The 25,299-nt window shown below is 39.3% G+C and carries 20 protein-coding genes, 1 tRNA gene and 1 other annotated feature; of the genes, 20 read left to right on the top strand and 1 reads right to left on the bottom strand.

The features are described 5' to 3' along the window. Positions 1 to 108 precede the first annotated feature (108 nt). From LJC66_RS23860 to yihA, 14 genes are all read left to right on the top strand, one after another. A tRNA-Arg gene (locus LJC66_RS23860) sits at positions 109 to 182 on the top strand. A 323-nt stretch (positions 183 to 505) separates the two neighbouring features. Continuing rightward, positions 506 to 759 (top strand) — a binding site (T-box leader). A 68-nt stretch (positions 760 to 827) separates the two neighbouring features. After that, complete coding sequence (gene ilvB / locus LJC66_RS23855) at positions 828 to 2,555, top strand: acetolactate synthase large subunit (RefSeq protein ID WP_153254654.1); 1,728 nt, start codon at positions 828 to 830, stop codon at positions 2,553 to 2,555. Beyond that, on the top strand, positions 2,552 to 3,064 hold the full coding sequence (gene ilvN, locus LJC66_RS23850; protein ID WP_195695848.1) for an acetolactate synthase small subunit: 513 nt from the start codon (positions 2,552 to 2,554) through the stop codon (positions 3,062 to 3,064). The genes ilvB and ilvN overlap by 4 nt, the downstream gene beginning before the upstream one ends. A 64-nt stretch (positions 3,065 to 3,128) precedes the next feature. Beyond that, complete coding sequence (ilvC, locus tag LJC66_RS23845) at positions 3,129 to 4,154, top strand: ketol-acid reductoisomerase (protein ID WP_013085141.1); 1,026 nt, start codon at positions 3,129 to 3,131, stop codon at positions 4,152 to 4,154. Then, positions 4,141 to 5,676: a 2-isopropylmalate synthase gene (locus LJC66_RS23840; protein ID WP_230933654.1), complete on the top strand. Its 1,536-nt coding sequence runs from the start codon at positions 4,141 to 4,143 to the stop codon at positions 5,674 to 5,676. Before ilvC ends, LJC66_RS23840 begins: the two co-directional genes overlap by 14 nt. Positions 5,677 to 5,695: 19 nt before the next feature. Next, complete coding sequence (gene leuB, locus LJC66_RS23835; protein WP_013059372.1) at positions 5,696 to 6,805, top strand: 3-isopropylmalate dehydrogenase; 1,110 nt, start codon at positions 5,696 to 5,698, stop codon at positions 6,803 to 6,805. A 58-nt stretch (positions 6,806 to 6,863) separates the two neighbouring features. Next, on the top strand, positions 6,864 to 8,279 hold the full coding sequence (leuC, locus tag LJC66_RS23830) for a 3-isopropylmalate dehydratase large subunit (protein WP_230933653.1): 1,416 nt from the start codon (positions 6,864 to 6,866) through the stop codon (positions 8,277 to 8,279). A 14-nt stretch (positions 8,280 to 8,293) separates the two neighbouring features. After that, positions 8,294 to 8,884: a 3-isopropylmalate dehydratase small subunit gene (gene leuD, locus LJC66_RS23825; RefSeq protein WP_013059370.1), complete on the top strand. Its 591-nt coding sequence runs from the start codon at positions 8,294 to 8,296 to the stop codon at positions 8,882 to 8,884. Between the two features lie 101 nt (positions 8,885 to 8,985). Then, the gene (locus LJC66_RS23820) at positions 8,986 to 9,987 is read left to right on the top strand and encodes a tetratricopeptide repeat protein (protein WP_230933652.1); all 1,002 of its coding nucleotides are present in this window, start codon (positions 8,986 to 8,988) and stop codon (positions 9,985 to 9,987) included. Between the two features lie 221 nt (positions 9,988 to 10,208). Next, on the top strand, positions 10,209 to 11,495 hold the full coding sequence (gene tig / locus LJC66_RS23815; RefSeq protein ID WP_121946049.1) for a trigger factor: 1,287 nt from the start codon (positions 10,209 to 10,211) through the stop codon (positions 11,493 to 11,495). Positions 11,496 to 11,879: 384 nt separating this feature from the next. Beyond that, positions 11,880 to 13,145, top strand: a complete 1,266-nt coding sequence (gene clpX / locus LJC66_RS23810; RefSeq protein WP_013059367.1) for an ATP-dependent protease ATP-binding subunit ClpX — start codon at positions 11,880 to 11,882, stop codon at positions 13,143 to 13,145. Positions 13,146 to 13,297: 152 nt separating this feature from the next. Continuing rightward, positions 13,298 to 14,965, top strand: a complete 1,668-nt coding sequence (gene lonB, locus LJC66_RS23805) for an ATP-dependent protease LonB (protein ID WP_013085136.1) — start codon at positions 13,298 to 13,300, stop codon at positions 14,963 to 14,965. A gap of 259 nt (positions 14,966 to 15,224) precedes the next feature. Then, complete coding sequence (gene lon, locus LJC66_RS23800) at positions 15,225 to 17,549, top strand: endopeptidase La (protein WP_195695852.1); 2,325 nt, start codon at positions 15,225 to 15,227, stop codon at positions 17,547 to 17,549. Beyond that, positions 17,546 to 18,133 carry a ribosome biogenesis GTP-binding protein YihA/YsxC gene (gene yihA, locus LJC66_RS23795; RefSeq protein ID WP_013059364.1) on the top strand — a complete coding sequence of 196 codons (588 nt, stop codon included), beginning with the start codon at positions 17,546 to 17,548 and terminating at the stop codon, positions 18,131 to 18,133. Before lon ends, yihA begins: the two co-directional genes overlap by 4 nt. A 93-nt stretch (positions 18,134 to 18,226) precedes the next feature. On the opposite strand, the gene LJC66_RS23790 is transcribed toward yihA, so the two are convergent. Next, positions 18,227 to 18,712, bottom strand: coding sequence for a LiaF transmembrane domain-containing protein (locus LJC66_RS23790; RefSeq protein WP_013059363.1), 486 nt, complete (start codon positions 18,710 to 18,712; stop codon positions 18,227 to 18,229). 329 nt (positions 18,713 to 19,041) lie between these two features. Here LJC66_RS23790 and hemA point away from each other — a divergent pair, with 329 nt between their 5' ends. From hemA to hemL, 6 genes are read left to right on the top strand one after another with little or no spacing between them, the layout of a single operon-like run. Then, entirely contained in the window at positions 19,042 to 20,382 is a 1,341-nt protein-coding gene (gene hemA, locus LJC66_RS23785; RefSeq protein ID WP_230933651.1) for a glutamyl-tRNA reductase, read from the top strand. 14 nt (positions 20,383 to 20,396) lie between these two features. Next, on the top strand, positions 20,397 to 21,230 hold the full coding sequence (locus LJC66_RS23780; RefSeq protein WP_025750612.1) for a cytochrome C assembly family protein: 834 nt from the start codon (positions 20,397 to 20,399) through the stop codon (positions 21,228 to 21,230). 13 nt (positions 21,231 to 21,243) lie between these two features. After that, positions 21,244 to 22,176, top strand: a complete 933-nt coding sequence (hemC, locus tag LJC66_RS23775; protein ID WP_016765662.1) for a hydroxymethylbilane synthase — start codon at positions 21,244 to 21,246, stop codon at positions 22,174 to 22,176. Continuing rightward, on the top strand, positions 22,176 to 22,949 hold the full coding sequence (locus LJC66_RS23770; RefSeq protein ID WP_195695854.1) for a uroporphyrinogen-III synthase: 774 nt from the start codon (positions 22,176 to 22,178) through the stop codon (positions 22,947 to 22,949). The genes hemC and LJC66_RS23770 overlap by 1 nt, the downstream gene beginning before the upstream one ends. 17 nt (positions 22,950 to 22,966) lie before the next feature. Then, positions 22,967 to 23,947 (top strand): porphobilinogen synthase, encoded by a 981-nt coding sequence (gene hemB / locus LJC66_RS23765; RefSeq protein ID WP_050688573.1) that lies wholly within the window; start codon positions 22,967 to 22,969, stop codon positions 23,945 to 23,947. 16 nt (positions 23,948 to 23,963) lie between these two features. Further along, the gene (gene hemL, locus LJC66_RS23760; RefSeq protein WP_195695855.1) at positions 23,964 to 25,253 is read left to right on the top strand and encodes a glutamate-1-semialdehyde 2,1-aminomutase; all 1,290 of its coding nucleotides are present in this window, start codon (positions 23,964 to 23,966) and stop codon (positions 25,251 to 25,253) included. Positions 25,254 to 25,299: the final 46 nt, after the last annotated feature.

Below are 25,299 nucleotides of genomic sequence, written 5' to 3'. Positions count from 1 at the left end.
AGAAGAGAAGGTTTTTTACCTCTCTTCTCATAAAATTTCAAAAAAACGTTGACTTTTAAATTATATTTGAATATAATAAGTATTGTCTTTGATACACTTTAACATTATGTCCCAGTAGCTCAGCAGGATAGAGCAACGGCCTTCTAAGCCGTCGGTCGGGAGTTCGAATCTCTCCTGGGACGTCCGGAAAAAACCGGCTTTTACTTTTTAGTAAAAGCCGGTTTTTTATTTATCTTAAAAGTGAATGTTTGTTCATTCAGTGTGTACAAATGAACGTTTCACAAAAACTTTTTGAACTGCTGTAAACCCTTATTACATCAATAATGAAAACGCATTCAAATATTCTGTTTAGTCTAAATTGTCTAAAAAAATCTTGAAAAGTGGTTGACTATGCATAGAAATGGGCGTAAGATAGTCCTCAAATATAAGTTTTCTAAAAATTTTAATTAATTGTAATTAATTTAAAATATGATGTGTAAAGCATTGTTCAAAAAGCATATAGCGTTTTAAAACGTTGAAGAGGATAAGTAGTTTTGATGTTTAGGTATCAACAGAGAGTCGGGTTGCTGGAAGCCGACGTTACCAACTCAAAATGAACTCACCTCAGAGTGTCACCCTGAAATTCAGTAAGGGCGACCGAGTGTACTTCCAAAGCACTCGTTATCAAAAAGAATGTACAGTATACATTCATAAGGTAATCATTACGATTACAAACGAGGGTGGTACCGCGTAAAGTACAAAAGACTTTTCGCCCCTTGACCTATATCATTTGATAGGGTCTATTTAGGGGTGAGAAGTCTTTTTTCTTTTATCTAGAAAACGAAAGGATGAGAAAAGTGGGAGCCAATATGCAAACGAAAGAACCTGTAAGCACTGGGGCACAAATGAATGGAGCTGACATGTTGATTGAATCTCTAAGAAGAGAAAATGTTGACGTCATCTTCGGTTACCCAGGGGGAGCCGTTTTACCGATTTACGATAAGCTATATGGTTCAGGAATGTTTCACGTACTTGCTCGTCACGAACAAGGTGGAATTCACGCAGCAGAAGGGTACGCACGAATTTCAGGCAAACCCGGTGTAGTTATCGCAACAAGTGGTCCTGGTGCAACAAATATCGTAACAGGTTTGGCAGATGCGATGATTGACTCACTTCCTTTAGTTGTTTTTACTGGTCAAGTAGCTTCAAGTGTAATTGGTTCTGACGCGTTCCAAGAAGCAGATGTATTAGGGATCACAATGCCAATTACAAAACATAGCTATCAAGTACGCAATATCAGCGATATGCCGAGAATCATCAAAGAGGCATTTCATATTGCGACAACAGGAAGACCTGGTCCAGTCTTAATCGACATTCCAAAAGATATGGCACAGGGTGATGGAACATTTAATTACGAAGGAGAAATTGATTTACCTGGCTATCAGCCAACTTATTTTCCAAATCAGCTGCAGGTTAAAAAATTAACAGACGCAGTAGCAGCTGCAAAACAACCTGTTATTCTAGCAGGTGCGGGAGTGTTATTGAGTAAAGGTTCAGAAGAATTAAAAAATTATGCTGAACGTCAAAATATTCCGGTTATTAATACGCTTTTAGGGTTGGGCTGTTTTCCTGCAGATCATCCGCTTCATTTAGGAATGGCTGGCATGCACGGAACCTACACAGCAAACATGGCAATTTATGAGAGTGATCTTCTCATTAGTATCGGTGCACGCTTTGATGACCGAGTAACAGGTAACTTGAAGCACTTTGCACCAAATGCAAAAATTGCTCACATTGACATCGACCCAGCGGAAATTGGAAAGAATGTTCCAACCAAGATTCCAATTGTTGGAGATGCGAAAGAAGTATTGAAGCAATTGCTTCTGCAAGAAGGAGAAGTTGGAGATTATACGAAATGGCATGAGAAATTAGCGGCGTGGAAGCAAGAATATCCACTATGGTATCAGAACTCAGGGGATGTGTTAAAACCACAAAAAGTAGTTGAGTTGCTTCACAAGTATACAAATGGAGATGCCGTTGTTACAACGGACGTTGGGCAACATCAAATGTGGGTAGCTCAATACTACACATTTAATAATCCAGATCGATGGGTAACTTCAGGTGGTCTTGGCACTATGGGCTTTGGATTACCTTCTGCAATCGGCGCTCAGCTGGCAAACAAAGATAAAACAGTTGTAGCAGTCGTTGGTGACGGTGGATTTCAAATGACGCTTCAAGAATTAGGAGTTATTAGAGAATTAAATTTACCTGTAAAAGTGGTTGTACTTAACAATCAGTCGCTTGGTATGGTTCGTCAGTGGCAGGAAATCTTCTATGAAGAACGCTACTCACACTCTTTAATTCCGAATCAGCCTAATTTAATGAAGCTTGCAGAAGCTTATGATATCAAAGGTTTACAAGCTTCTACTGAAGAAGAAGCGCATGCGGCTTTGAAAGAAGCAATGGAAACAGATGGACCTGTTCTACTAAATTTCTTTGTCGCACCTAAAGAAAACGTATATCCAATGGTTGCACCTGGAAAAGGATTACATGAAATGGTAGGGGTGAAACCATGAAGCGAATTATTACAGCAACTGTATTAAACCATGCGGGCGTATTAAATCGCGTGACGGGGTTATTCACAAAAAGAAATTTCAATATTGAGAGTATTTCGGTAGGTCACACTGAATCTGAAGATGTATCACGCATGACGTTTGTTGTGAACGTAGAGCATGATAACGCTGCTGAACAAGTGATCAAGCAGTTAAATAAGCAGATCGATGTGTTGAAAGTTCAAGATATTACGGATCAAGCTGTGGTGTCAAGAGAGCTTGCTTTAATGAAAGTAGCCTCTACGCCAGCAAGCCGTAACGAACTTTATGCAGTAATTGAGCCTTTCCGTGCAACCATCATTGATGTAAGCCGCGACAGCTTAATTATTCAAGTAACAGGTGAATCCAGCAAGATTGAAGCGATGATTGATCTGCTTCAGCCTTATGGATTAAAAGAAGTAACGCGCACGGGCACAGTAGCTGTTCCGCGCGGTACGCAAAAAGCCGCAGCCAAACTTTCATCAATCATTTAATTCTAGCTAGTTACTAACCAAGTAAACTATATAAAACTATATAAACTAAGAGGAGAGATTTATTATGACAAAGGTATATTATAACGGAGATGCAAAGGATCAATTATTACAAGGTAAAACAGTAGCAATCGTAGGCTATGGTTCACAAGGTCACGCTCATGCACAAAACTTACGCGACAGCGGAGTAAACGTGGTAGTAGGATTACGTAAAGGTAAATCATGGGACCAAGCAGAGCAAGACGGTTTCACTGTATTATCTGTAAAAGATGCAGTTCAACAAGCGGAAGTAGTAATGGTATTACTTCCAGATGAGTATCAGCCAAAAGTTTATAACGAAGAAATTCTTCCAGGACTAAAACCAGGAAAATCTTTAGTATTTGCTCACGGTTTCAACATTCACTTTAACCAAATCGTAGCACCTGAATTCGTTGACGTATTCTTAGTAGCTCCAAAAGGCCCTGGTCACCTTGTAAGAAGAACGTATGAAGAAGGAGCTGGCGTACCGGCGTTATTCGCAGTATTCCAAGATGTAACTGGAGAAGCAAAAGACGTAGCGTTAGCTTATGCTAAAGCAATCGGTTCAGCTCGTGCGGGTGTGTTAGAAACAACATTTAAAGAAGAAACAGAAACAGATCTTTTCGGTGAGCAAGCAGTACTTTGCGGTGGTTTAACTTCATTAGTTAAAGCTGGTTTTGAAACGCTTGTAGAAGCTGGCTACCAACCGGAAGTTGCATATTTTGAGTGTTTACACGAATTAAAATTAATTGTTGACCTTATGTATGAAGGCGGAATGGAAGGCATGCGTTATTCAATCTCTGATACAGCTCAATGGGGTGACTTCGTTTCAGGACCACGCGTTGTAGATGAGCGTTCAAAAGAACAAATGAAAAAAGTGCTTGAAGATATCCAAACAGGTAAATTTGCAAAAGGCTGGATCTTAGAAAACCAAGCAAATCGTCCGGAATTTACAGCTATCAATAACCGTGAAAACGAACATTTAATTGAAAAAGTTGGCGCTCAATTACGTGAAATGATGCCATTTGTTAAAAAACAAAAGAAAGAAGCGGTGATCGCTAGTGCAAAAAATTAAACTATTTGACACGACGCTACGCGATGGTGAACAGTCACCTGGAGTCAATTTGAACCTACAAGAAAAGCTTGAAATTGCTAAGCAGTTAGAGCGATTAGGTATCGACATCATTGAAGCCGGATTTCCCGCTTCTTCAAAAGGTGATTTTCAATCCGTAAAAGAAATTGCGTCTATTGTCAAAAATTCTTCTGTAACAGGCCTTGCAAGGTCTGTTACAAAAGATATTGACATTGCATGGGAAGCGTTAAAAGAAAGTGCAGAACCAAGACTGCATGTTTTTATCGCTACTTCCGAAATTCATATGCAGCATAAATTGAAAAAAACACCTGATGAAGTACTTGAAACAGCAGTGGAAATGGTGAAGTACGCAAGTGAAAAATTCCCGGTTGTTCAATGGTCTGCTGAAGATGCATGTCGAACAGATTTACCGTTTTTAGCTAGAATTGTAGAAGCCGTTATTGATGCTGGTGCAAAAGTCGTTAATATTCCAGATACAGTAGGATTTATCACTCCTGGTGACTATCAATCAGTATTTAATTACTTAAAAGAACATGTGTCAAATATTCATAAAGTTGATTTGTCAGCTCACTGTCACGATGACTTAGGGCTAGCTGTGGCCAATTCAATGGCTGCGATTGAAGCAGGAGCTACTCAAATTGAAGGAACGATTAACGGAATCGGGGAACGTGCGGGTAACGCAGCTCTTGAAGAAGTAGCACTTGCGCTTCATGTCCGTCAAGATTTCTATCAAGCGAACACAGGTCTTATCTTGCCTGAAATTAAGCGTACGAGTGACATTATCAGTAAGCTTACCGGAATGAATATTGCACCAAATAAAGCAATTGTCGGAAAAAATGCTTTTGCTCATGAATCAGGTATTCACCAAGATGGCGTCTTAAAAAATCCGTTAACATATGAGATTATTTCCCCAGAACTTGTGGGTGTTAAACAAAATCCAATTGTGCTAGGTAAACACTCAGGCCGTCATGCGTTCCGTACACGCTTAGTAGAGCTTGGATTCACATTGGAAGATACAGAAGCAAACGTGCTTTTTGAGAAGTTTAAAGACTTAGCAGATAAGAAAAAAGACATTACCGATGATGATTTATTGGCATTAGTCATTCAAAAGCAAGTTAGCAAAGACAGTGAATATAAGCTTGAAAGTCTGCAAGTTCAGTATGGTACGAACAATATTCCAACGGCTACGATTACGCTTCGCAAAGAAAACGGAGAAGAGATTCAAGAAGCAGCTACGGGATCTGGAAGCGTGGAAGCTATCTATAATACGCTGCAGCGCTGTGTTGAACAAGATGTAAAACTATTAGACTATCGTATTCAGTCTATTAACGGTGGGCCGGACGCACTGGCTGAAGTATTTGTGAAGGTTGAAAGCGAAGGAACTGAAGCAAGCGGACGCGGAGTAGCATTTGACGTATTAGAATCGTCAGCGAAAGCATATCTGAACGCCATTAATCGTTTAATTGCTATTCAGCAGCATCGTACAAAGCAAGAAGTAATGTGAACTGAAGGGAGAGACCACCATGACAAAAAAAGTTGCTGTATTACCGGGTGACGGCGTAGGAACAGAAGTAACCAAGGGCGCTGTTGCCGTTTTAAAAGCAATTGGAGAGCGCTTTGATCATCAATTTGAGTTTACGTATGGACTAATTGGCGGAGCTGCAATTGATGAGGCCGGCACACCTCTTCCAGAAAGTACAATTGAGACTTGTAAGCAGGCAGATGCTGTATTACTTGGATCGGTTGGAGGGCCAAAATGGGATCGTAACCCTTCACATTTGCGACCGGAAAAAGGTTTGCTAGCTATTCGAAAAGAACTGGATTTATATGCTAATCTTCGTCCGGTGACGTTTTATGATAGCTTAGCGGATGCCTCTCCTCTGAAAAAAGAATACATTGAAGGTGTTGACTTCATTATCGTCCGCGAGCTAACAGGAGGCTTATATTTTGGTAAGCCTAGCGAGCGCCGAACAGAAGGAAATGAAGAAACAGTTGTCGACACATTATTTTATAAGCGTACAGAAATAGAAAGAATTATTCGCCAAGCATTTGACACGGCTGTAAATCGACGTAAAAAAGTAACGTCTGTTGATAAAGCGAATGTGCTTGAGTCTAGTAGAGTGTGGCGTGAAGTAGCTGAAGAAGTAGCAAAAGACTACCCGGATGTAGAGCTTGAGCATATGCTTGTAGATTCAGCTGCTATGCAGTTGATTCGTAATCCGAAGTATTTTGATGTAGTGGTAACTGAAAATATGTTTGGTGATATTTTGAGTGATGAGGCTTCTATGCTGACAGGATCGTTAGGAATGTTGCCATCTGCCAGCTTAACGGCTGATGGTCCATCTTTATACGAACCGGTTCACGGTTCTGCACCAGATATTGCTGGTCAAAACAAAGCTAATCCGATTGCTGCTATTTTATCTGCAGCAATGTTGCTTAGACATTCATTTGGATTAGAAAAAGAAGCAGCAGTGATTGAACAAGCGGTTGAAAGTGTATTACATGCAGGTCATCGAACAGCTGACTTAGCAGACGGTAATCATTATTTAGGTACCGATAAAATGGTGGAGGCGATAACTGCGGTAATTGCCAATGATTCTGCCATTTCAAGCATTATGACAGCTTACAGTTAATCATGCGTTTCTCACGTTTTGTGAGAAACGTTTTTCATAATCAGAAAGGAGGAGCAGTATGAAACCAAAAACAATTATTGATAAGCTTTGGGAACAACATGTTGTACGTCGAGAAGAGGGGAAGCCGGACTTATTATATATCGATCTTCATCTTATTCATGAAGTAACGTCTCCTCAAGCATTTGAAGGTCTTCGCGTGGCAAATCGCCAAGTGAAGCGTCCAGACTTAACGTTTGCTACAATGGATCACAACATTCCAACGGTTGACCGTTTTAATATTAAAGATCCGATTGCAAAGAAACAAGTAGACAAACTATCTGAAAACTGTCATGAGTTTGGTGTGAAGCTTTTAGATTTAACAAGTGAAGAGCAAGGAATTGTGCATATCATTGGACCGGAATTAGGATTAACTCAGCCTGGAAAAACCATTGTGTGCGGAGATAGTCATACATCTACTCACGGTGCATTTGGAGCGCTTGCTTTTGGGATAGGAACTAGTGAGGTAGAGCATGTTTTAGCAACACAAACGCTATGGCAAGCGAAACCAAAAACGCTACAAGTGAAAGTAAATGGCAAAAAGCAGCCTGGCGTTTATGCTAAGGACATTGTGTTAGCAATAATTCAAAAATTCGGCGTGAATTTTGGAACGGGTTCAATCGTGGAATTTACGGGCGAATGTATTCGCGATCTTTCAATGGAAGAGCGCATGACCATTTGTAATATGTCTATTGAAGCCGGTGCAAAAGCTGGTTTAATCAGTCCAGACGATGTCACGTTCTCTTATATTAAAGGACGTCAGTATGCTCCTAAAGGAGAACAGTTTGAAAAAGCAGTGGAAGCTTGGGCAGCTTTGGCAACAGATGAAGGTGCAACGTACGATGAAACGCTGGAAATTGATGCAGATACAATTGAACCTGTTGTAACATGGGGAACAAACCCGGCGATGAGTTCTTATGTTAGCAAGCAAGTTCCTACATTAGAAGAGTGTAAAACAGAAGCTGAGAGAAAGTCTTTGTCACGAGCACTTGAGTATATGGGCTTACAGCCTGGCATGGAAATAGAAGAGATTCCAGTTCAGCATGTATTTATCGGTTCATGTACAAATGCTCGTTTGTCTGATCTTCGTGACGTGGCAGCCTTTATTAAAGGAAAGAAAGTGTCACCAGATGTGCGAGCGATCATTGTACCAGGTTCTCAAAAAGTAAAGCGAATGGCTGAAGAAGAAGGGTTATCTGCTATTTTTATTGAAGCAGGTTTTGATTGGAGAGACTCAGGCTGCAGCATGTGTCTAGGCATGAACTCTGACTTAGTTCCACAAGGCGAACACTGTGCGTCCACTTCTAACCGGAATTTTGAAGGACGTCAAGGAAAAGGCGCCAGAACGCATTTAGTAAGCCCGGTAATGGCAGCAGCGGCAGCGGTATATGGACATTTTGTTGATGTACGCAAACTACAAGAACAAGCGGTGCGATAAGGAGGAGAACACAGATGAATGCTTTTACAATCCATACAGGGAAAGTAGCAGGTCTCGACCGAGCAAACGTAGATACTGATCAAATTATCCCAAAGCAATTTTTGAAAAGAATTGAGCGTACTGGCTTTGGCCAATTTCTATTTTTTGATTGGCGATATAATGAAGATGAAACGTTAAATGAAACGTTTGAATTAAATCAGCCTCAAAATCAAGGAGCAACAATTCTTGTAGCTGACGAGAACTTCGGATGTGGTTCGTCACGTGAACACGCTCCATGGGCGCTTTTAGACTACGGGTTTCGTGCTATTATCGCACCTTCATTTGCGGATATTTTTAAACAAAACTGTCTAAAAAATGGTATTTTACCTATTGTTTTACCAAAAGAAGATGTTTCCTATTTGATGAAAGAGTCTCAAAGTGCTTCTTACGCCTGTACAATCGATCTTCATCAGCAAAAAATTACCGATGAAGCAGGTTTTGAACGTACGTTTGATATCAATGGCCATTGGAAATATATGCTTGTTAACGGATATGATGAAATTGGCTATACGCTTTCTTTTGAAGACGACATTTCTGCTTATGAAGCAAAAACGGTGAGATATTAACCAAAAATCGAGCAAAATGATGATTTTGCTCGATTTTTTTGCGTTCCGTTAATTCAATTGCTAAACTGTAAAGCAAATGGACCGCGAAGTGGGGAGAAAACATGTCGAATGAACAACAAAACAAAATTGTAGCTTTTCCTCTATTAAAAGAACGGTTGGTTGAAAAAGCTACAGATCATATGCAGCACAAGCAGTTTCAAGAAGCACTTCCTTTATTTGAGCAGGCCTACGAACTTGATAATAAGCATCATGAAATTTTGCTTGGCCTTGTTATTTGTCACGTGGAGCTCGGTGATGCAGGCATAGCTAAGGAATTATGTGAGCAAATGCTGAAAGAAGATATTGGCGATTATTATCATAATTTGCAAATGTACCTCATGGTGTTAATTCAGCTTGGTCACTATCATGAAGGATATGTCACTCTACAAGCAGTTATTCAAGAACACAAACTCCCTTCTGAACATGCTGAACAGCTTTATCAGCTATTGGAGTTCTGCAAGAATAGAATGAATCAAGAACAAGTCATAGAAGAACAAACAGAAGAAGAACAGCTAGAGCAGTTTAAATCATTCACAGCTCTAGACAATATTCAAGATCAGCTTGAATGGGTTCATTCATTAAAAACAAAGAGAATTGAAAAGCAGCGCTTCTTTCTGGAACAGCTATTTTCATCCGAAGCTGTTCACCCTATCGTAAAAACAGTCGCTTTAAAAACAGTCATGGAAGAAGAAGTAGACATTGACTTTATGATTACTAAGTTTGGAGAGACGAAAAAAGTAAATGCGCTTCAGCTTCAACGAACAACACCGTATTTGTTTGCTGAGCAAGTAGAAGCGCAGCTGACGGAAAAGCTGGAGCATGAAAATCCTACATTGCTGCAGGTTGCCGTTGAAATATGGCAGCGTCATTTATTTATTACATTTCCATTTTTACCGGGTGATAATGTAAAACTTTGGACAGAAGCGGTGTATGCTGTTAGTCTGATGATGCAAGGAGAAGAGTCAGATGCAGCTGTAGCAGAGAAAGACGGAAGTTTCTCCGCAGCTGAAATAAGAAAGGCAATTAAAGAGCTAAAAGAAATTGAAGAAATTTCTTTTATATAAAATGTGGTGTTTAGTTGAAACGTTATTGTTGTATGTTATAATATAATGGTTGTAAAATGCACTTAAATACGTATAGTAGAATTTCATCTTTACATTACATTCCTACTTACTTTAAAGTAATAGGGAGTTAAATAGATAATGATTGAGGGTTGAACTGATAGGCTATCTGCATTATCTAGTTTAGAAATCACTACTTAAAATGATTTTGGAGGGAAACATTCATGTCTGCAAAATGGGAAAAACAAGAAGGAAATCAAGGCGTTTTAACAGTAGAAGTTGAAGCTGCTGAGTTTGATAAAGCCTTAGATAAAGCATTCACAAAAGTTGTAAAACAAGTAAACGTACCAGGGTTCCGTAAAGGTAAAATGCCTCGTCCACTTTTCGAAAAACGTTTTGGCGTAGAATCTTTATACCAAGATGCACTAGACATCTTATTACCTGAAGCTTACGGCAATGCAATTGTTGAAGCTGGTATCGAACCGGTTGATCGTCCAGAAATCGATGTTGAAACAATCGAAAAAGGACAACCTCTAGTTTTCACTGCTAAAGTAACTGTTAAGCCTGAAGTTAAATTAGGTGAATACAAAAACTTAGAAGTAGAAAAAGTAGATACAACTGTAACAGATGAAGACGTTGAAGCTGAATTAAAAACACTTCAAGAGCGTCACGCTGAACTAGTTGTTAAAGAAGAAGGAACTGTAGCTGAAGGTGATACAGCTGTAATCGACTTTGAAGGTTTCGTTGATGGCGAAGCATTCGAAGGCGGAAAAGGCGAAAACTATTCTTTAGAAATCGGTTCTAACACATTCATCCCTGGCTTTGAAGAGCAACTAGTTGGTCTTGAAGTAGGCGCTGAAAAAGAAGTGGAAGTAACATTCCCTGAAGAGTATCACGCTGAAGAGCTAGCTGGTAAAGCTGCTAAATTCAAAGTGAAATTACACGAAATCAAATCTAAAGAGCTTCCAGCTTTAGACGATGAGTTTGCAAAAGACGTAGACGAAGAAGTAGAAACTTTAGAAGCGTTAAAAGCAAAAACAAAAGAAAAATTACAAAGCGATAAAGAGAATCAAGCGGAATCAGCTCTTCGCGACACTTTAGTAGAAAAAGCTGCTGAAAACGCTGAAGTAGAAATTCCAGAAGCAATGTTCAATACTGAAATGGATCGTATGATGCAAGAGTTTGAACAACGTTTACAAATGCAAGGTCTTAACCTTGAACTTTACTTCCAATTCTCAGGTCAAGATGAAAAAGCTCTTCGCGACCAAATGCGTCCGGATGCTGAAAAGCGTGTGAAAATCAACTTAACGCTAGAAGCTATTTCAAAAGCTGAAAATCTTGAAGTAAGCGAAGAAGAAGTAGAAAAAGAATTAGAAAACATGGCAGGAATGTACAACATGCCTGTCGAAGAAATTAAGAAAGTGCTTGGCAGTCTTGATAGCATTAAAGAAGACATGAAAGTACGTAAAGCAGTTGAATTTCTTGTAGAAAACAGCAAAGCTGTTGCATAATAGTAAGTAAGAAACAAGGCGCGACTTGATCGTGCCTTGTTTTATAAACTTCAATAGTTTTTTTATATCATAACCAACACCGTAGAAGCAGCTTTAACCCATTGTTTGAAATCCGTGGTTATGAAATAGGCCCAATAAGAGGACACTATATAATAGCAGATCTCCATTCTGTTATGCTCATCAACAACATATACATAAAACGTTTTAGTATCTATTCAAGAAAATGTATGGTAAAATGCAATACAAATCTTTTCATAGCGCTTTTACTATGTAATAAAGAGGGGCATTTACCTACAAATAGATGAGTTGTTCATGTTGTTGGGCTATAGCGCGGATAGAAATCAGCTTCGAGCACTTTAGTAAATACTACAAGGGGTGAAAATTATGTTTAAATTTAACGATGAAAAAGGGCAGTTAAAATGCTCATTTTGTGGTAAAACACAAGAACAAGTACGCAAGTTAGTTGCGGGTCCAGGTGTTTACATATGCGATGAATGTATTGAACTTTGCACGGAAATCGTAGAAGAAGAGTTAGGTACAGAAGAAGAAGTAGAATTTAAAGATGTACCAAAACCAAAAGAAATTCGTGACATTTTAGATGAGTATGTAATTGGTCAAGAGGATGCGAAAAAATCGTTATCCGTTGCGGTATACAACCATTACAAACGAATCAATTCAAACAGTAAAATTGATGACGTTGAGTTATCAAAAAGTAATATTGCATTAATTGGACCTACAGGAAGCGGTAAAACTTTACTAGCTCAAACATTGGCTCGTATTTTAAACGTACCGTTTGCGATTGCAGATGCAACATCTCTAACAGAAGCGGGTTATGTAGGAGAAGATGTTGAAAACATCTTATTAAAATTAATTCAATCAGCTGATTACGATGTGGAGAAAGCTGAAAAAGGTATCATCTACATCGATGAAATTGATAAAGTAGCGCGTAAGTCTGAAAACCCATCTATTACACGTGATGTATCAGGTGAAGGTGTGCAGCAGGCTCTTCTTAAAATCTTAGAAGGTACTGTAGCAAGCGTTCCTCCTCAAGGTGGACGTAAACACCCTCATCAAGAATTTATTCAAATTGATACAACAAATATCTTATTTATTTGCGGTGGTGCATTTGACGGAATCGAACCTATTATTAAGCGTCGTCTAGGTAAAAAAGTAATTGGTTTCGGTTCAGAAACAAAACAACAAGACTTTACAGAAAAAGAGTTACTAGCAAAAGTATTACCGGAAGATTTATTAAAATTTGGTTTAATTCCAGAGTTTATTGGTCGTTTACCGGTTACTGCTAGCTTAGTGCCTCTTGATGAAGAAGCGCTAGTTGAGATTTTAACAAAACCGAAAAATGCACTAGTGAAACAATATCAAAAAATGCTTGAACTTGATGACGTTGAACTTGAGTTCGAAGACGAGGCTTTAGTAGAAATTTCTAAAAAAGCAATCGAGCGTAAAACAGGTGCTCGTGGTCTACGTTCAATCATTGAAGGTATTATGTTAGATGTAATGTTTGATCTTCCTTCACGTGATGATATTACAAAATGTATTATCACAGGTGAAACTGTTCGTGATCAAGCGGCTCCTAAGTTCGTATTAGAAGACGGATCTACTATTCAAGAAGGCAGCAAAACATCAGCATAAAAAAAGCCGGGTACTCAATTTGAGTACCCGGCTTTTTTCTAGTGATGAAGCACAACTAAATTTTACTTTTTACTAGAATCTTGTTTATTCCTACTGCTGCAGGGAGATAATAACTGATAATTATCTTACTAAACTGCGCAGGAGGTTTATCTATGAACTGGACGAATATTGCCTTAATGGTCCAACTCTTTTTTGGTATCATCATTGGCTTATATTTTTGGAATTTATTACGCAATCAGCGTACGCAAAAAGTCTCAATTGACCGGGATTCAAAGAAAGAAATGGAGCAATTGCAGAAAATGAGAGCCATCTCTTTAACTGAGCCGCTTGCCGAACGTGTAAGGCCGTCTAGCTTCTCCGATATTGTCGGACAAGAGGATGGAATTCGGTCACTAAAGGCTGCCCTTTGCGGTCCTAATCCACAGCACGTGATTGTATACGGGCCGCCTGGAGTAGGAAAAACGGCAGCAGCACGTTTAGTGTTAGAAGAAGCAAAAAAAAATAAAAAATCACCTTTTAAACAATCGGCTGTATTTGTAGAGTTAGATGCAACTACGGCGCGTTTTGATGAGCGAGGCATTGCTGATCCTTTGATTGGGTCAGTTCATGACCCTATTTACCAAGGAGCAGGTGCCATGGGCCAAGCTGGAATTCCGCAGCCAAAACAAGGAGCGGTTACAGATGCACACGGGGGAATTTTATTTATTGATGAAATTGGAGAGCTCCATCCTATTCAGATGAATAAGCTGTTAAAGGTTCTAGAAGATCGAAAAGTGTTTATGGAAAGCGCCTATTACAGCGAAGAAAACACACAAATCCCGACACATATTCACGATATTTTTCAAAATGGGTTGCCAGCAGACTTTCGTTTGATTGGTGCGACGACTAGAACACCTAATGAAATTCCGCCTGCCATTCGTTCCAGATGCGTAGAGGTATTTTTCCGTGAGCTTGATCGCGACGAAATTATTACAGTTGCAAAAAAAGCAGCAAATAAAGTAAGAATGGATATATCAGAAGAAGGTTTATCTCTGTTTTCTACATATGCACGCAATGGACGTGAAACGGTTAATATGATGCAAATTGCGGCTGGATTAGCGATATCAGAGGAACGAACGGATATTAAAAATGAAGATATTGAATGGATTGTTCATTCTAGTCAACTATCTCCAAGACACGATCCGAAAATTGCAGATGAGGAAAAAGTGGGACTTATTAATGGATTAGCCGTTTACGGGCCCAACTCTGGAGCACTTTTAGAAATTGAAGTCAAAGCGATTCCTGCAAAAGAGAAAGGGAACATTATTATTACGGGTATCGTTGAAGAGGAAAGTATAGGGACTCAAGGGAAGTCTATTCGCCGTAAAAGTATGGCTAAAAGCTCAATTGAAAATGTCATAACGGTTCTTCGCTCAATGGATGTTCCTGCCGATGAGTATGATATTCATGTAAACTTTCCGGGAGGCGTTCCGATTGATGGACCTTCTGCGGGTATTGCTATGGCAACAGGTATCTACTCAGCGATTTATGAAGTGCCAATTAAACATACGGTAGCAATGACAGGAGAAATTGGTCTGCATGGTAACGTAAAGCCAATTGGCGGCGTGATTCCAAAAATCAAGGCAGCCAAACAAGCAGGCGTTCAGACGGTGATTGTGCCAAAAGAAAATATGAATGCAATGGTAGAAAAGGTAAAAGGTATCGACATTATTCCTGTCCATCATTTAACGGAGGTGTTTGAACAAGCGCTATTGTCTGTACATGAGCATGTTGCACATTTGTCGGTAGATCCAGCTATTTCAACTAGAGAATCTAGCTAATTCTATCATGATAATTAAAAATTAATGGTCAGATGAATATTCATCGCCTTTTTCGCGTATAAAACCTTTATACACAGCCAACGAAAAAGGCGTTTTTTTATGAAAAGAGCTTAAAAAGATATATTTTGCCTTTTAATTCTTTCTCATGGTACAATTAGTAATTACTATTGTTAGACATGTGTATACAAATGAGATAAAATTGTTAAAAGAATTCACACTTTACATACTTTAATTGACGAGCATTGGAGGTGTTCATTGCATGGCAGAAAAAGAAAAATTGACAATGCCGCTATTGCCTTTACGAGGTTTGATCGTCTATCCGACAATGGTGCTTCATTTAGATGTTGGGCGAGATAAATCTGTGCAAGCATTAGAAAAAGCAATGATGGATGATCACTTAGTTTGTTTAGTATCACAAAAAGATATGGGTATTGATGAACCAACAAAAGAGGATTTATATAGAACCGGTACGTTAGCAAAAATTAAACAAATGCTAAAGCTGCCGAATGGAACGATGCGTGTCTTAGTAGAAGGACTAAATCGCGTAAACGTTACAGAATTTGAAGACAGCGAAGAATATTTTGTTGTGCACGTGGAAAAGCAAAACGAAGAACATCAGGTTGATGTAGAAGATAAAGCGCTGATGCGCACGCTTTTAGACTATTTCGAACAATACATAAAACTTTCCAAAAAGGTGTCCGTTGAAACTCTTTCAACCGTAAGCGACATTGAAGAACCAGGAAGATTAGCGGATATTGTAGCCTCTCATTTACCAATAAAAATTCAGCTTAAACAAGAAATTTTAGAAATAACTGATGTGAAGGAAAGATTAAATACGATCATTTCTCATATTCAAGACGAGCAAGAAGTTTTGCAGCTGGAGAAAAAAATTGGACAGCGTGTAAAGAAATCGATGGAACGCACTCAGAAAGAGTATTATCTTCGTGAGCAAATGAAGGCGATTCAAAAAGAGCTTGGAGACAAAGAAGGAAAGACGGGAGAAGTAGCAACACTTCGCGAAAAAATTGAAGCAAGTGGGATGACGGACCATGTCAAACAAGTGGCGTTTAAAGAATTGGATCGCTATGAAAAAATTCCTGCTACCTCCGCTGAAAGCTCAGTCATTCGAAATTATATCGAGTGGTTGATTGCGCTACCTTGGACAAATGAAACGGAAGATACGCTCAATATTCATAATGCTGAACAAGTGCTGAACGATGAGCACTATGGCCTTGAAAAAGTGAAGGAACGCGTATTGGAATATCTAGCTGTGCAGCAGTTGACAAAATCTCTTAAAGGCCCTATTTTATGTTTAGCAGGACCTCCTGGCGTAGGGAAAACATCCCTAGCCCGTTCAATTGCCACGTCTCTAGATCGTCATTTTGTACGAGTGTCTCTAGGCGGCGTGAGAGATGAGTCAGAAATCCGCGGTCATCGTCGCACGTACGTGGGAGCTATGCCTGGACGCATTATTCAAGGAATGAAAAAAGCAGGAACGATTAATCCGGTATTTCTGCTTGATGAAATCGATAAAATGTCAAATGATTTCCGAGGAGACCCGTCTTCTGCTTTGTTAGAAGTATTGGATCCTGAACAAAACTATAATTTCAGCGATCACTATATAGAAGAAACGTATGATTTATCAAAAGTGATGTTCGTGGCTACAGCTAATAACTTAGCTACGATTCCGGGGCCCCTGCGTGATCGAATGGAAATTATTCAAATTGCTGGTTACACGGAGCTGGAAAAGCTTGAAATCGCGAAGCGTCACCTATTGCTGCGTCAGCTAGAAAATCACGGACTGCAAAAGGGCAATTTGCAGATTCGCGATGACGCGTTAACAGCAATCATCCGTTTATATACGAGAGAAGCTGGTGTTCGTAACCTTGAACGCGAAATTGCTTCCATTTGTCGAAAAGCAGCTCGCATCGTAGTCTCTGGCGAGAAAAAACGCGTGGTGGTGACGGCCAAAACGCTTGAAGAATTCCTTGGTAAGCCTAGGTTCCGTTACGGACAGGCTGAGACGGAAGATCAAGTCGGCGTTGCTACAGGTCTTGCTTACACAACTGTAGGAGGAGACACGCTAGCCATTGAAGTAAGCTTGTCCCCTGGTAAAGGAAGACTAGTGCTAACTGGAAAGCTTGGAGACGTGATGAAAGAATCAGCTCAGGCAGCATTTAGCTACGTGCGTTCAAATGCAGAGAAACTCGGAATTGATGAAAAGTTTTATGAAAAACATGATATTCATATCCATGTTCCAGAAGGAGCTGTACCAAAGGATGGACCTTCTGCAGGAATTACCATTGCCACTGCTCTAGTATCAGCACTAACGGGTAAACCAGTGCGTAGAGAAGTAGGAATGACAGGAGAAATTACACTAAGAGGTCGCGTATTACCAATCGGCGGTTTAAAAGAAAAGTCACTTAGTGCACATCGTGCCGGATTAACTAAAATATTAATCCCTCATGATAATGAACGTGATATTGAAGATATCCCTGACAGTGTACAAGAGGAATTAGACATCGTTCTTGTGTCACATGTGGACCAAGTATTGGAACATGCGCTAGTAGGAGAGGTAAAATGAAAGTAACTCAAGCCGATATTGTTATCAGTGCCGTACGCCCTGAACAATATCCTAAAGAAAACCTGCCAGAGTTTGCGTTAGCAGGCCGTTCAAATGTAGGAAAATCATCTTTTATTAATAAGATGCTCAATCGCAAAAGCTTAGCGCGTACGTCGTCTAAGCCTGGAAAAACTCAAACGCTTAACTTCTTTTTAATTAATGAAATCCTTCACTTTGTAGACGTACCTGGCTACGGATTTGCAAAAGTGTCTAAAAAAGAGCGTGAAGCATGGGGGAAAATGATTGAAACGTATTTAACAAATCGTGAGCAGCTTAAAGCTGTGTTAATGATTGTTGATCTACGCCATGCCCCTTCAAAGGATGACGTTATGATGTATGAGTTTTTGAAGCACCATGACCTTCCCGTTATGGTTATTGCAACGAAAGCTGATAAAATTCCCAAAGGAAAATGGCAAAAGCACTTAAAAGTAGTGAGAGAAACGCTGGACTTGGATCCAAATGATGAATTAATTCATTTCTCATCTGAAACAGGTGAAGGAAAAGATAAAGCGTGGAAATCTTTGCAGTATCGCATGACTCACTAAACAAAGGAATAGAATCTAAAAAAATGGAACGTTTATCATCACTCTAACAGGAAGTGAGTCAAACGTTCCATTTTTTTAACTTGTTTACATAGATTACTTTCGTTTGAAAAATAATAAATATAGCCCAACTAGTAACAATAAAATAGGCCAGAAGGTTGTTAAATAATTTACGCCGTCTTCAACTTTTGGCAAAAATAGTTTAAGACGGTCTGAAAACATCATTAAAATGGCAATAATTAAAAGGGTGCCGCCTTGGAAAAAGCCTGATTTGGCTTTTCTAGCACTAAGTAAAAAGCTAATGGCCACCATAAAAACGACCATGCTAATATTCGTAGGCCAAAAGGGAATTTGTTCACTTACATAGAAATGAATACCTAAAGTGATTAATATGTAGCTTGCAAGCAAGTTTGAATGATCTTGAGATAAAGCAGACTCAGTTAACAGGGCTGCTCCTATTAAAATTAACAGTACAGGCCACGTGTATACCTTTGCTGCAATGCTCATATGTAGTTCATTCAGTAAGAAAAAGATTCCAAATCCAACTAGTAAGACACCAAAAAACATTGATTGCTTTTTCATAGTAACCTCCAGGTGTTTCAAAACAGAAAACGTGATAAAACGCTGCTTTTTTGATACAATTTATTACGGAATAACAGTTAATATCTTAACACATGTTTTCAAAGACTGTTCACATTTTTTTTTCGAATGACTTATAGAACATGTTATAATAGTTAGAGATAAGGCGAAGCTTACACTTGTGTAATGTCCGCCGTTTTTTACGAATAGTAGAATGAAGAACGCCGGATTTTACGGGCAGTTATCTCACTGTAGCTCTTTGGAAATTTAGGGGTTACTGCCCGTCAAATTCGGATAAATAAGCACATTTCAATTATAGGGGGTATGTACAAATGCATATTATAGCAGTCGGCTTAAACTTTCGAACAGCCCCTGTTGAAATAAGAGAAAAGCTGAGTTTTAATGAGCAAGAACTAGCATCTGCCATGAAAACGTTAAGCGGCCAAAAAAGTATTTTGGAAAACATCATTGTTTCAACATGCAATCGTACGGAAATTTATGCTGTTGTTGATCAATTACACACGGGCCGTTATTATGTAAAAGCATTTTTAGCTGAATGGTTCGGAATAGATAAAGAAGAGTTTTCGCCTTATTTAACCATCTATGAAAATGATGGAGCCATCGAACATTTATACCGAGTAGCATGTGGATTAGATTCAATGGTGATTGGTGAAACACAAATTCTTGGACAAGTGCGTTCAAGCTTTTTGCTTGCTCAAGAAGAAGAAACAATTGGAACGGTTTTTAATCAGCTGTTTAAACAAGCTGTGACATTAGCCAAAAAAGCTCATCATGAAACAGAAATTGGTGCGAATGCAGTTTCTGTCAGCTATGCAGCCGTAGAGCTTGCTAAAAAGATTTTTGGAGACTTATCATCCAAACATGTGTTGATTCTTGGTGCGGGAAAAATGGGTCAGCTTGCCGTACAGAATTTATATGGCAGCGGAGCTAAAAAAGTAACGGTAGTGAATCGAACATTTGAAAAGGCACAAGAGCTAGCAAACCGTTTTGCTGGAGAAGCGAAACCATTTGCTGATCTTCAACATGCTTTAAGCGAAGCAGATATCTTAATTAGTTCAACAGGAGCTAATGACTATGTAGTAACGAAACAAATGATGAGTGAAGCCGAGCGTACGCGTAAAGGTCGTCCATTGTTTATGGTAGACATCGCCGTTCCGCGTGACTTAGATCCAGAACTAGATGAGCTAGAGACGGTCTTTTTATACGATATCGACGATTTAAACGGGATTGTAGAATCCAATTTGCAAGAGCGTCAAAAAGCTGCGGATGAAATTGAAATTATGCTTGAAGCTGAAATTGTTGCTTTCAAGTCTTGGCTTGGTACATTAGGCGTTGTGCCTGTTATTTCTGCACTTCGTCAAAAAGCACTTGCCATTCAAGCTGAAACGATGAAAAGCATTGATCGTAAGCTTCCAGATTTATCTGAGCGTGAGCGCAAAGTTTTAAATAAACATACAAAAAGTATAATTAATCAACTTCTTCGCGATCCAATTTTACACGCGAAAGAATTGGCTGGAGAGAAACATGCTGAAGATTCTTTAGAGCTGTTCATGAAGATTTTTAATATTGAACAGGAAGTTGCTTTGCAAAAAGAAAAAGAAGAGCAGCTTCGTACATCGATTACGTCTCATTCAGTAGCTTATCAGTCTTAAGTGAGGATGGAATAATGGTTGATATGGAATTAACCAGAATCTATGAATTGATTGTGATTTTATACGCCGCGAGCGTTTTATTATATTTTATTGATTTTGTACAAAATAACCGGAAGGCAAACTCGATAGCCTTCTGGTTACTTTCTATTGTGTGGGTTTTGCAAACAGCCTTTTTAATTTTACGAATGTTTGAGACGGGAAGGTTTCCTATTCTTACCGTTTCTGAAGGGCTGTATTTTTACGCGTGGGTGTTAATTACTCTTTCACTTGTGATTAATCGCCTGTTTCGCGTTGATTTTATGGTGTTTTTTACAAATGTGATTGGTTTCTTAATTATGGCTATTCATACGTTTGCTCCACTTGAAACATACACTGCTGTCCAGTCGGAGCGCCTTGTGTCAGAATTATTAATCATTCATATTACTATGGCTATTTTATCTTACGGCGCTTTTTCAGTCTCTTTTGTTTTTTCCGCTCTGTATCTTGTTCAGTATAATTTATTGAAAAAGAAGAAATGGGGCAAGCGCTTGCTAAGAATTGAAGATTTAACAAAGCTAGATTACATGTCCTATGTATTAATTTTAATTGGTGTACCGCTGTTATTGCTTTCGTTAATCTTAGGAATCATATGGGCTTATATTAAATACGTAGATTTTCATTGGTACGATACAAAAGTGTTAGGTTCATTTTTAATGTTTGTTGCATACAGCGCTTACTTGTATGCTAGACTGCGTAGAGGTATTCAAGGAAAGGCAATCGCAATGTGGAATATTGGATTGTTCTTAGTCTTACTTATTAATTTCTTTTTATTTGGCAGTTTATCGAATTTTCACTTTTGGGGTTCGTAATTAGGAGGACAACATGCGAAAAATTATTGTCGGCTCTCGTCGAAGTAAACTTGCGTTAACACAGACCAAGTGGGTCATTGAACAGTTAAAAAAACAAGGTCTTCCTTTTGAATTTGAAATTAAAGAAATGGTTACAAAAGGGGACCAAATCTTAAATGTAACGCTGTCCAAAGTAGGCGGTAAAGGTCTTTTTGTGAAAGAAATTGAACAAGCCATGTTAGATGAAGAAATTGATATGGCCGTTCATAGTATGAAAGATATGCCAGCTGTTTTGCCAGAAGGATTAACGATTGGATGTATTCCTTTACGAGAAGATCATCGTGATGCGCTTATTTCAAAAAATGGTGAACGATTTGAGGAGCTGCCAAGCGGTGCTGTGATTGGAACAAGCAGCTTGCGTCGAGGGGCACAGCTTCTATCTATGCGTTCAGATATCGAAATTAAATGGATTCGAGGAAATATCGACACACGCCTAGAGAAATTAAAAAATGAAGATTACGATGCAATTATCTTGGCAGCTGCAGGGTTATCTCGTATGGGCTGGTCGAGAGATACGGTCACTCAGTACCTAGAGCCGGAAATAAGCGTTCCCGCTGTAGGACAAGGAGCTTTAGCTATCGAATGCCGAGAAAATGACCATGAATTATTATCGCTGCTTCAAGCTCTAAATCATGATGAAACCGCTCGTGCTGTGAGAGCTGAACGCGTATTTTTAAAAGAGATGGAAGGCGGATGCCAAGTGCCGATTGCGGGTTATGGGCGTATATTGGACGGCGGAAACATTGAGTTAACGTCGCTAGTCGCGTCTCCTGATGGCAAAACGATTTACAAAGAGCAAATTACGGGAAAAGACCCCGTTGCTATCGGTTCAGAAGCTGCTGAGCGCTTAACATCTCAAGGAGCTAAGCTTTTAATTGACCGTGTAAAAGAGGAGCTGGACAAATAATGAGTCATGAGGCTCCTCTTTTTTTAAAAAAAGTTTTGATTACAAGAGAAGCGAAGCAGGCTCATTCATTTGCAGCACAGATTAAAAAGCTTGGAGGCATACCTTTAAGCTTACCAGTCCTCACGTTCGCACGTTCTAACAATGAAAAAGAAGTGGAAGATGTCCTGCTGTCGATTGACTGTTTTGATTGGGTTGTTTTTACAAGTCAAAACGGCATTTCTTTTTTCTTTGAATGGCTAAAAGAGTTAAATATCAGTGCGAGTGCCTTAAAAAGATTAAAAGTGGCTGCGGTTGGAGAAAAAACCGCAAAATTGCTAGAAAAACATGATGTTAATGTGCAACTTGTTCCAAAAGAATACGTTGCGGAATCACTTCTTGAGTCGTTAAAAGCAAATGTGTCACGTCACGAGCGAGTTCTCCTTGTACGAGGACAATTAGCCCGCTCTGTTTTAAAAGATGGGTTAAAAGAGTGTGAGGTAACGGATTTAGTTGTATATCAGACCATTCGAAATCAAGACTCTGAACGCTTGATTAAGCAACATGTAGAAACAGGAATTGATGCCATTACTTTTACAAGTTCTTCTACAGTTAGATTTTTTGTCGAGTCAGTTAAAGATATTCCGAATTGGCTTGAGCTTATAAATAGAACCAAAGTTGTTTGCATCGGCCCTATTACGAGTCAGACAGCGAGCGAATATGGAATTAAGCATCTTGTTCCTAACACATACACAATAAATGGTATGATAGACATGTTGGTTAGTTGTTTTGAATAATAAAGGAGGATTTTAACATGAAAGATTTACAATTTACACGTCATCGTCGTCTTCGTAATTCTGTAAATATGCGTGCGCTTGTACGTGAAACACATTTACATTCTGAAGACTTTATATATCCTATTTTTATTGTAGAAGGTGAACAAAAAAGAAATGCTGTAAAATCAATGCCAGGTGTGGATCAAATTTCTTTAGACTACTTGAATGATGAAATCCAAGAGTTAGTTGATTTAGGAATCAAGTCAGCTATGGTATTTGGTGTTCCCGCTGAAAAAGATGCGGTCGGATCACAGGCATACCATGACCACGGAATTGTTCAAAAAGGTATTCGTCAAATTAAAGAAAATTTTCCAGACTTTGTTGTTATCGCAGATACATGCTTATGTCAATACACAGATCATGGCCACTGTGGTGTAATTGAAGACGGAAAAATCCTAAACGATCCTAGCCTTGACTTATTAGCGCGTACAGCGGTTAGTCAAGCTAAAGCAGGAGCGGATATTATTGCGCCTTCAAACATGATGGACGGTTTTGTGGCAGCTATTCGCCACGGTCTAGACGAAGCTGGATTTGAAGATGTGCCTGTGATGTCTTATGCTGTTAAATATGCGTCTGCTTTTTACGGACCATTCCGCGATGCAGCGCATTCTTCTCCTCAATTTGGAGACCGTAAAACATATCAAATGGACCCAGCCAATCGCTTAGAAGCACTTCGAGAAGCAGAATCTGATGTAGAAGAAGGAGCAGATTTCTTAATTGTAAAACCAGCTCTATCTTATTTAGATATTATGCGCGATGTGAAAAATACGTTTAATTTACCGGTAGTGGCTTATAATGTGAGCGGTGAATATTCGATGATTAAAGCGGCAGCTCAAAACGGCTGGGTAAATGAAAAAGAGATTGTTCTTGAAAAATTAATTAGCATGAAGCGTGCAGGAGCGGATTTAATTGTAACGTATCATGCTAAAGACGCAGCACGCTGGTTATCTGACAAGTAATTAAGGAGGCTTACACATGAGAAGTTATGAAAAGTCAAAAGCAGCTTTTTTAGAAGCGCAGCAATTAATGCCGGGTGGAGTAAACAGTCCTGTTCGTGCATTTAAATCAGTAGATATGGATCCTATTTTTATGGAACGAGGAAAAGGCGCTACGATTTACGATATTGACGGCAACAAATATATTGACTACGTCTTATCATGGGGACCTTTAATTCACGGACATTCCAACGATCAAGTAGTTGAAGCAGTAAAAAAAGTAACGGAATCTGGTACAAGCTTTGGTGCACCAACATTAATTGAAAATGAGCTTGCTAAGGTTGTGATTAAGCGCGTTCCTTCAATCGAAATCGTCCGTATGGTGAGTTCAGGTACGGAAGCAACGATGAGCGCACTGCGTTTAGCACGTGGCTATACGGGCCGCAACAAAATTTTAAAATTTGAAGGCTGTTACCATGGACACGGTGACTCTCTTCTAATTAAAGCTGGCTCAGGCGTTGCAACGTTAGGTCTACCAGATAGTCCGGGAGTGCCTGAAGGAATCGCTAAAAACACGATTACAGTGCCGTACAATGATCTAGAAAGCGTACAATATGCTTTTAAAGAATTCGGAGATGACATTGCCGGAGTAATCGTTGAACCGGTAGCAGGAAATATGGGTGTGGTACCGCCTCAGCCAGGTTTCTTACAAGGGCTTCGTGATATCACATCAGAATATGGCTCACTGCTCATCTTTGATGAAGTAATGACAGGGTTCCGCGTAGCGTACAACTGTGCACAGGGATACTACAACATTACGCCTGACTTAACTTGCTTAGGAAAGGTAATCGGTGGCGGTTTACCAGTAGGTGCTTATGGCGGTAAAGCTGAAATTATGGAGCGAGTTGCACCAAGCGGCCCGATTTATCAAGCAGGTACATTATCAGGTAATCCGCTTGCGATGACAGCTGGATACGAGACGTTAACGCAGCTGACACCTCAATCCTACGATGAGTTCATTCGTAAAGCAGATCGCTTAGAAGAAGGATTGATGGCAGCAGCTGAAAAATATGATGTGCCGTTTACGGTAAACCGAGCTGGTTCAATGATCGGTTTCTTCTTTACAAACGAACAGGTAATAAATTACGAAACAGCGAAAACATCGAATTTAGATTATTTTGCAGCTTACTATCGTGAAATGGCTAATGAAGGCGTGTTTTTACCTCCTTCTCAATTCGAAGGAATGTTTTTATCAACTTCTCATACAGATGCAGACATTGAACATACAATTGCAGCAGCTGAAAAAGCTTTTTCAAAGTTGCGTGGATAAACAGCTAAATAAGATTGTCTTTTATATCAAAGCTTACGGAGTATTC

This window comes from Priestia sp. TSO9 (assembly GCF_021029645.1).
In the GTDB taxonomy this organism is placed as follows: Bacteria; Bacillota; Bacilli; order Bacillales; family Bacillaceae_H; genus Priestia; species Priestia megaterium_E.
The sequence above is the reverse complement of the archived record's forward strand: the minus strand, read 5'-3'. Positions and strand labels throughout refer to the sequence as shown.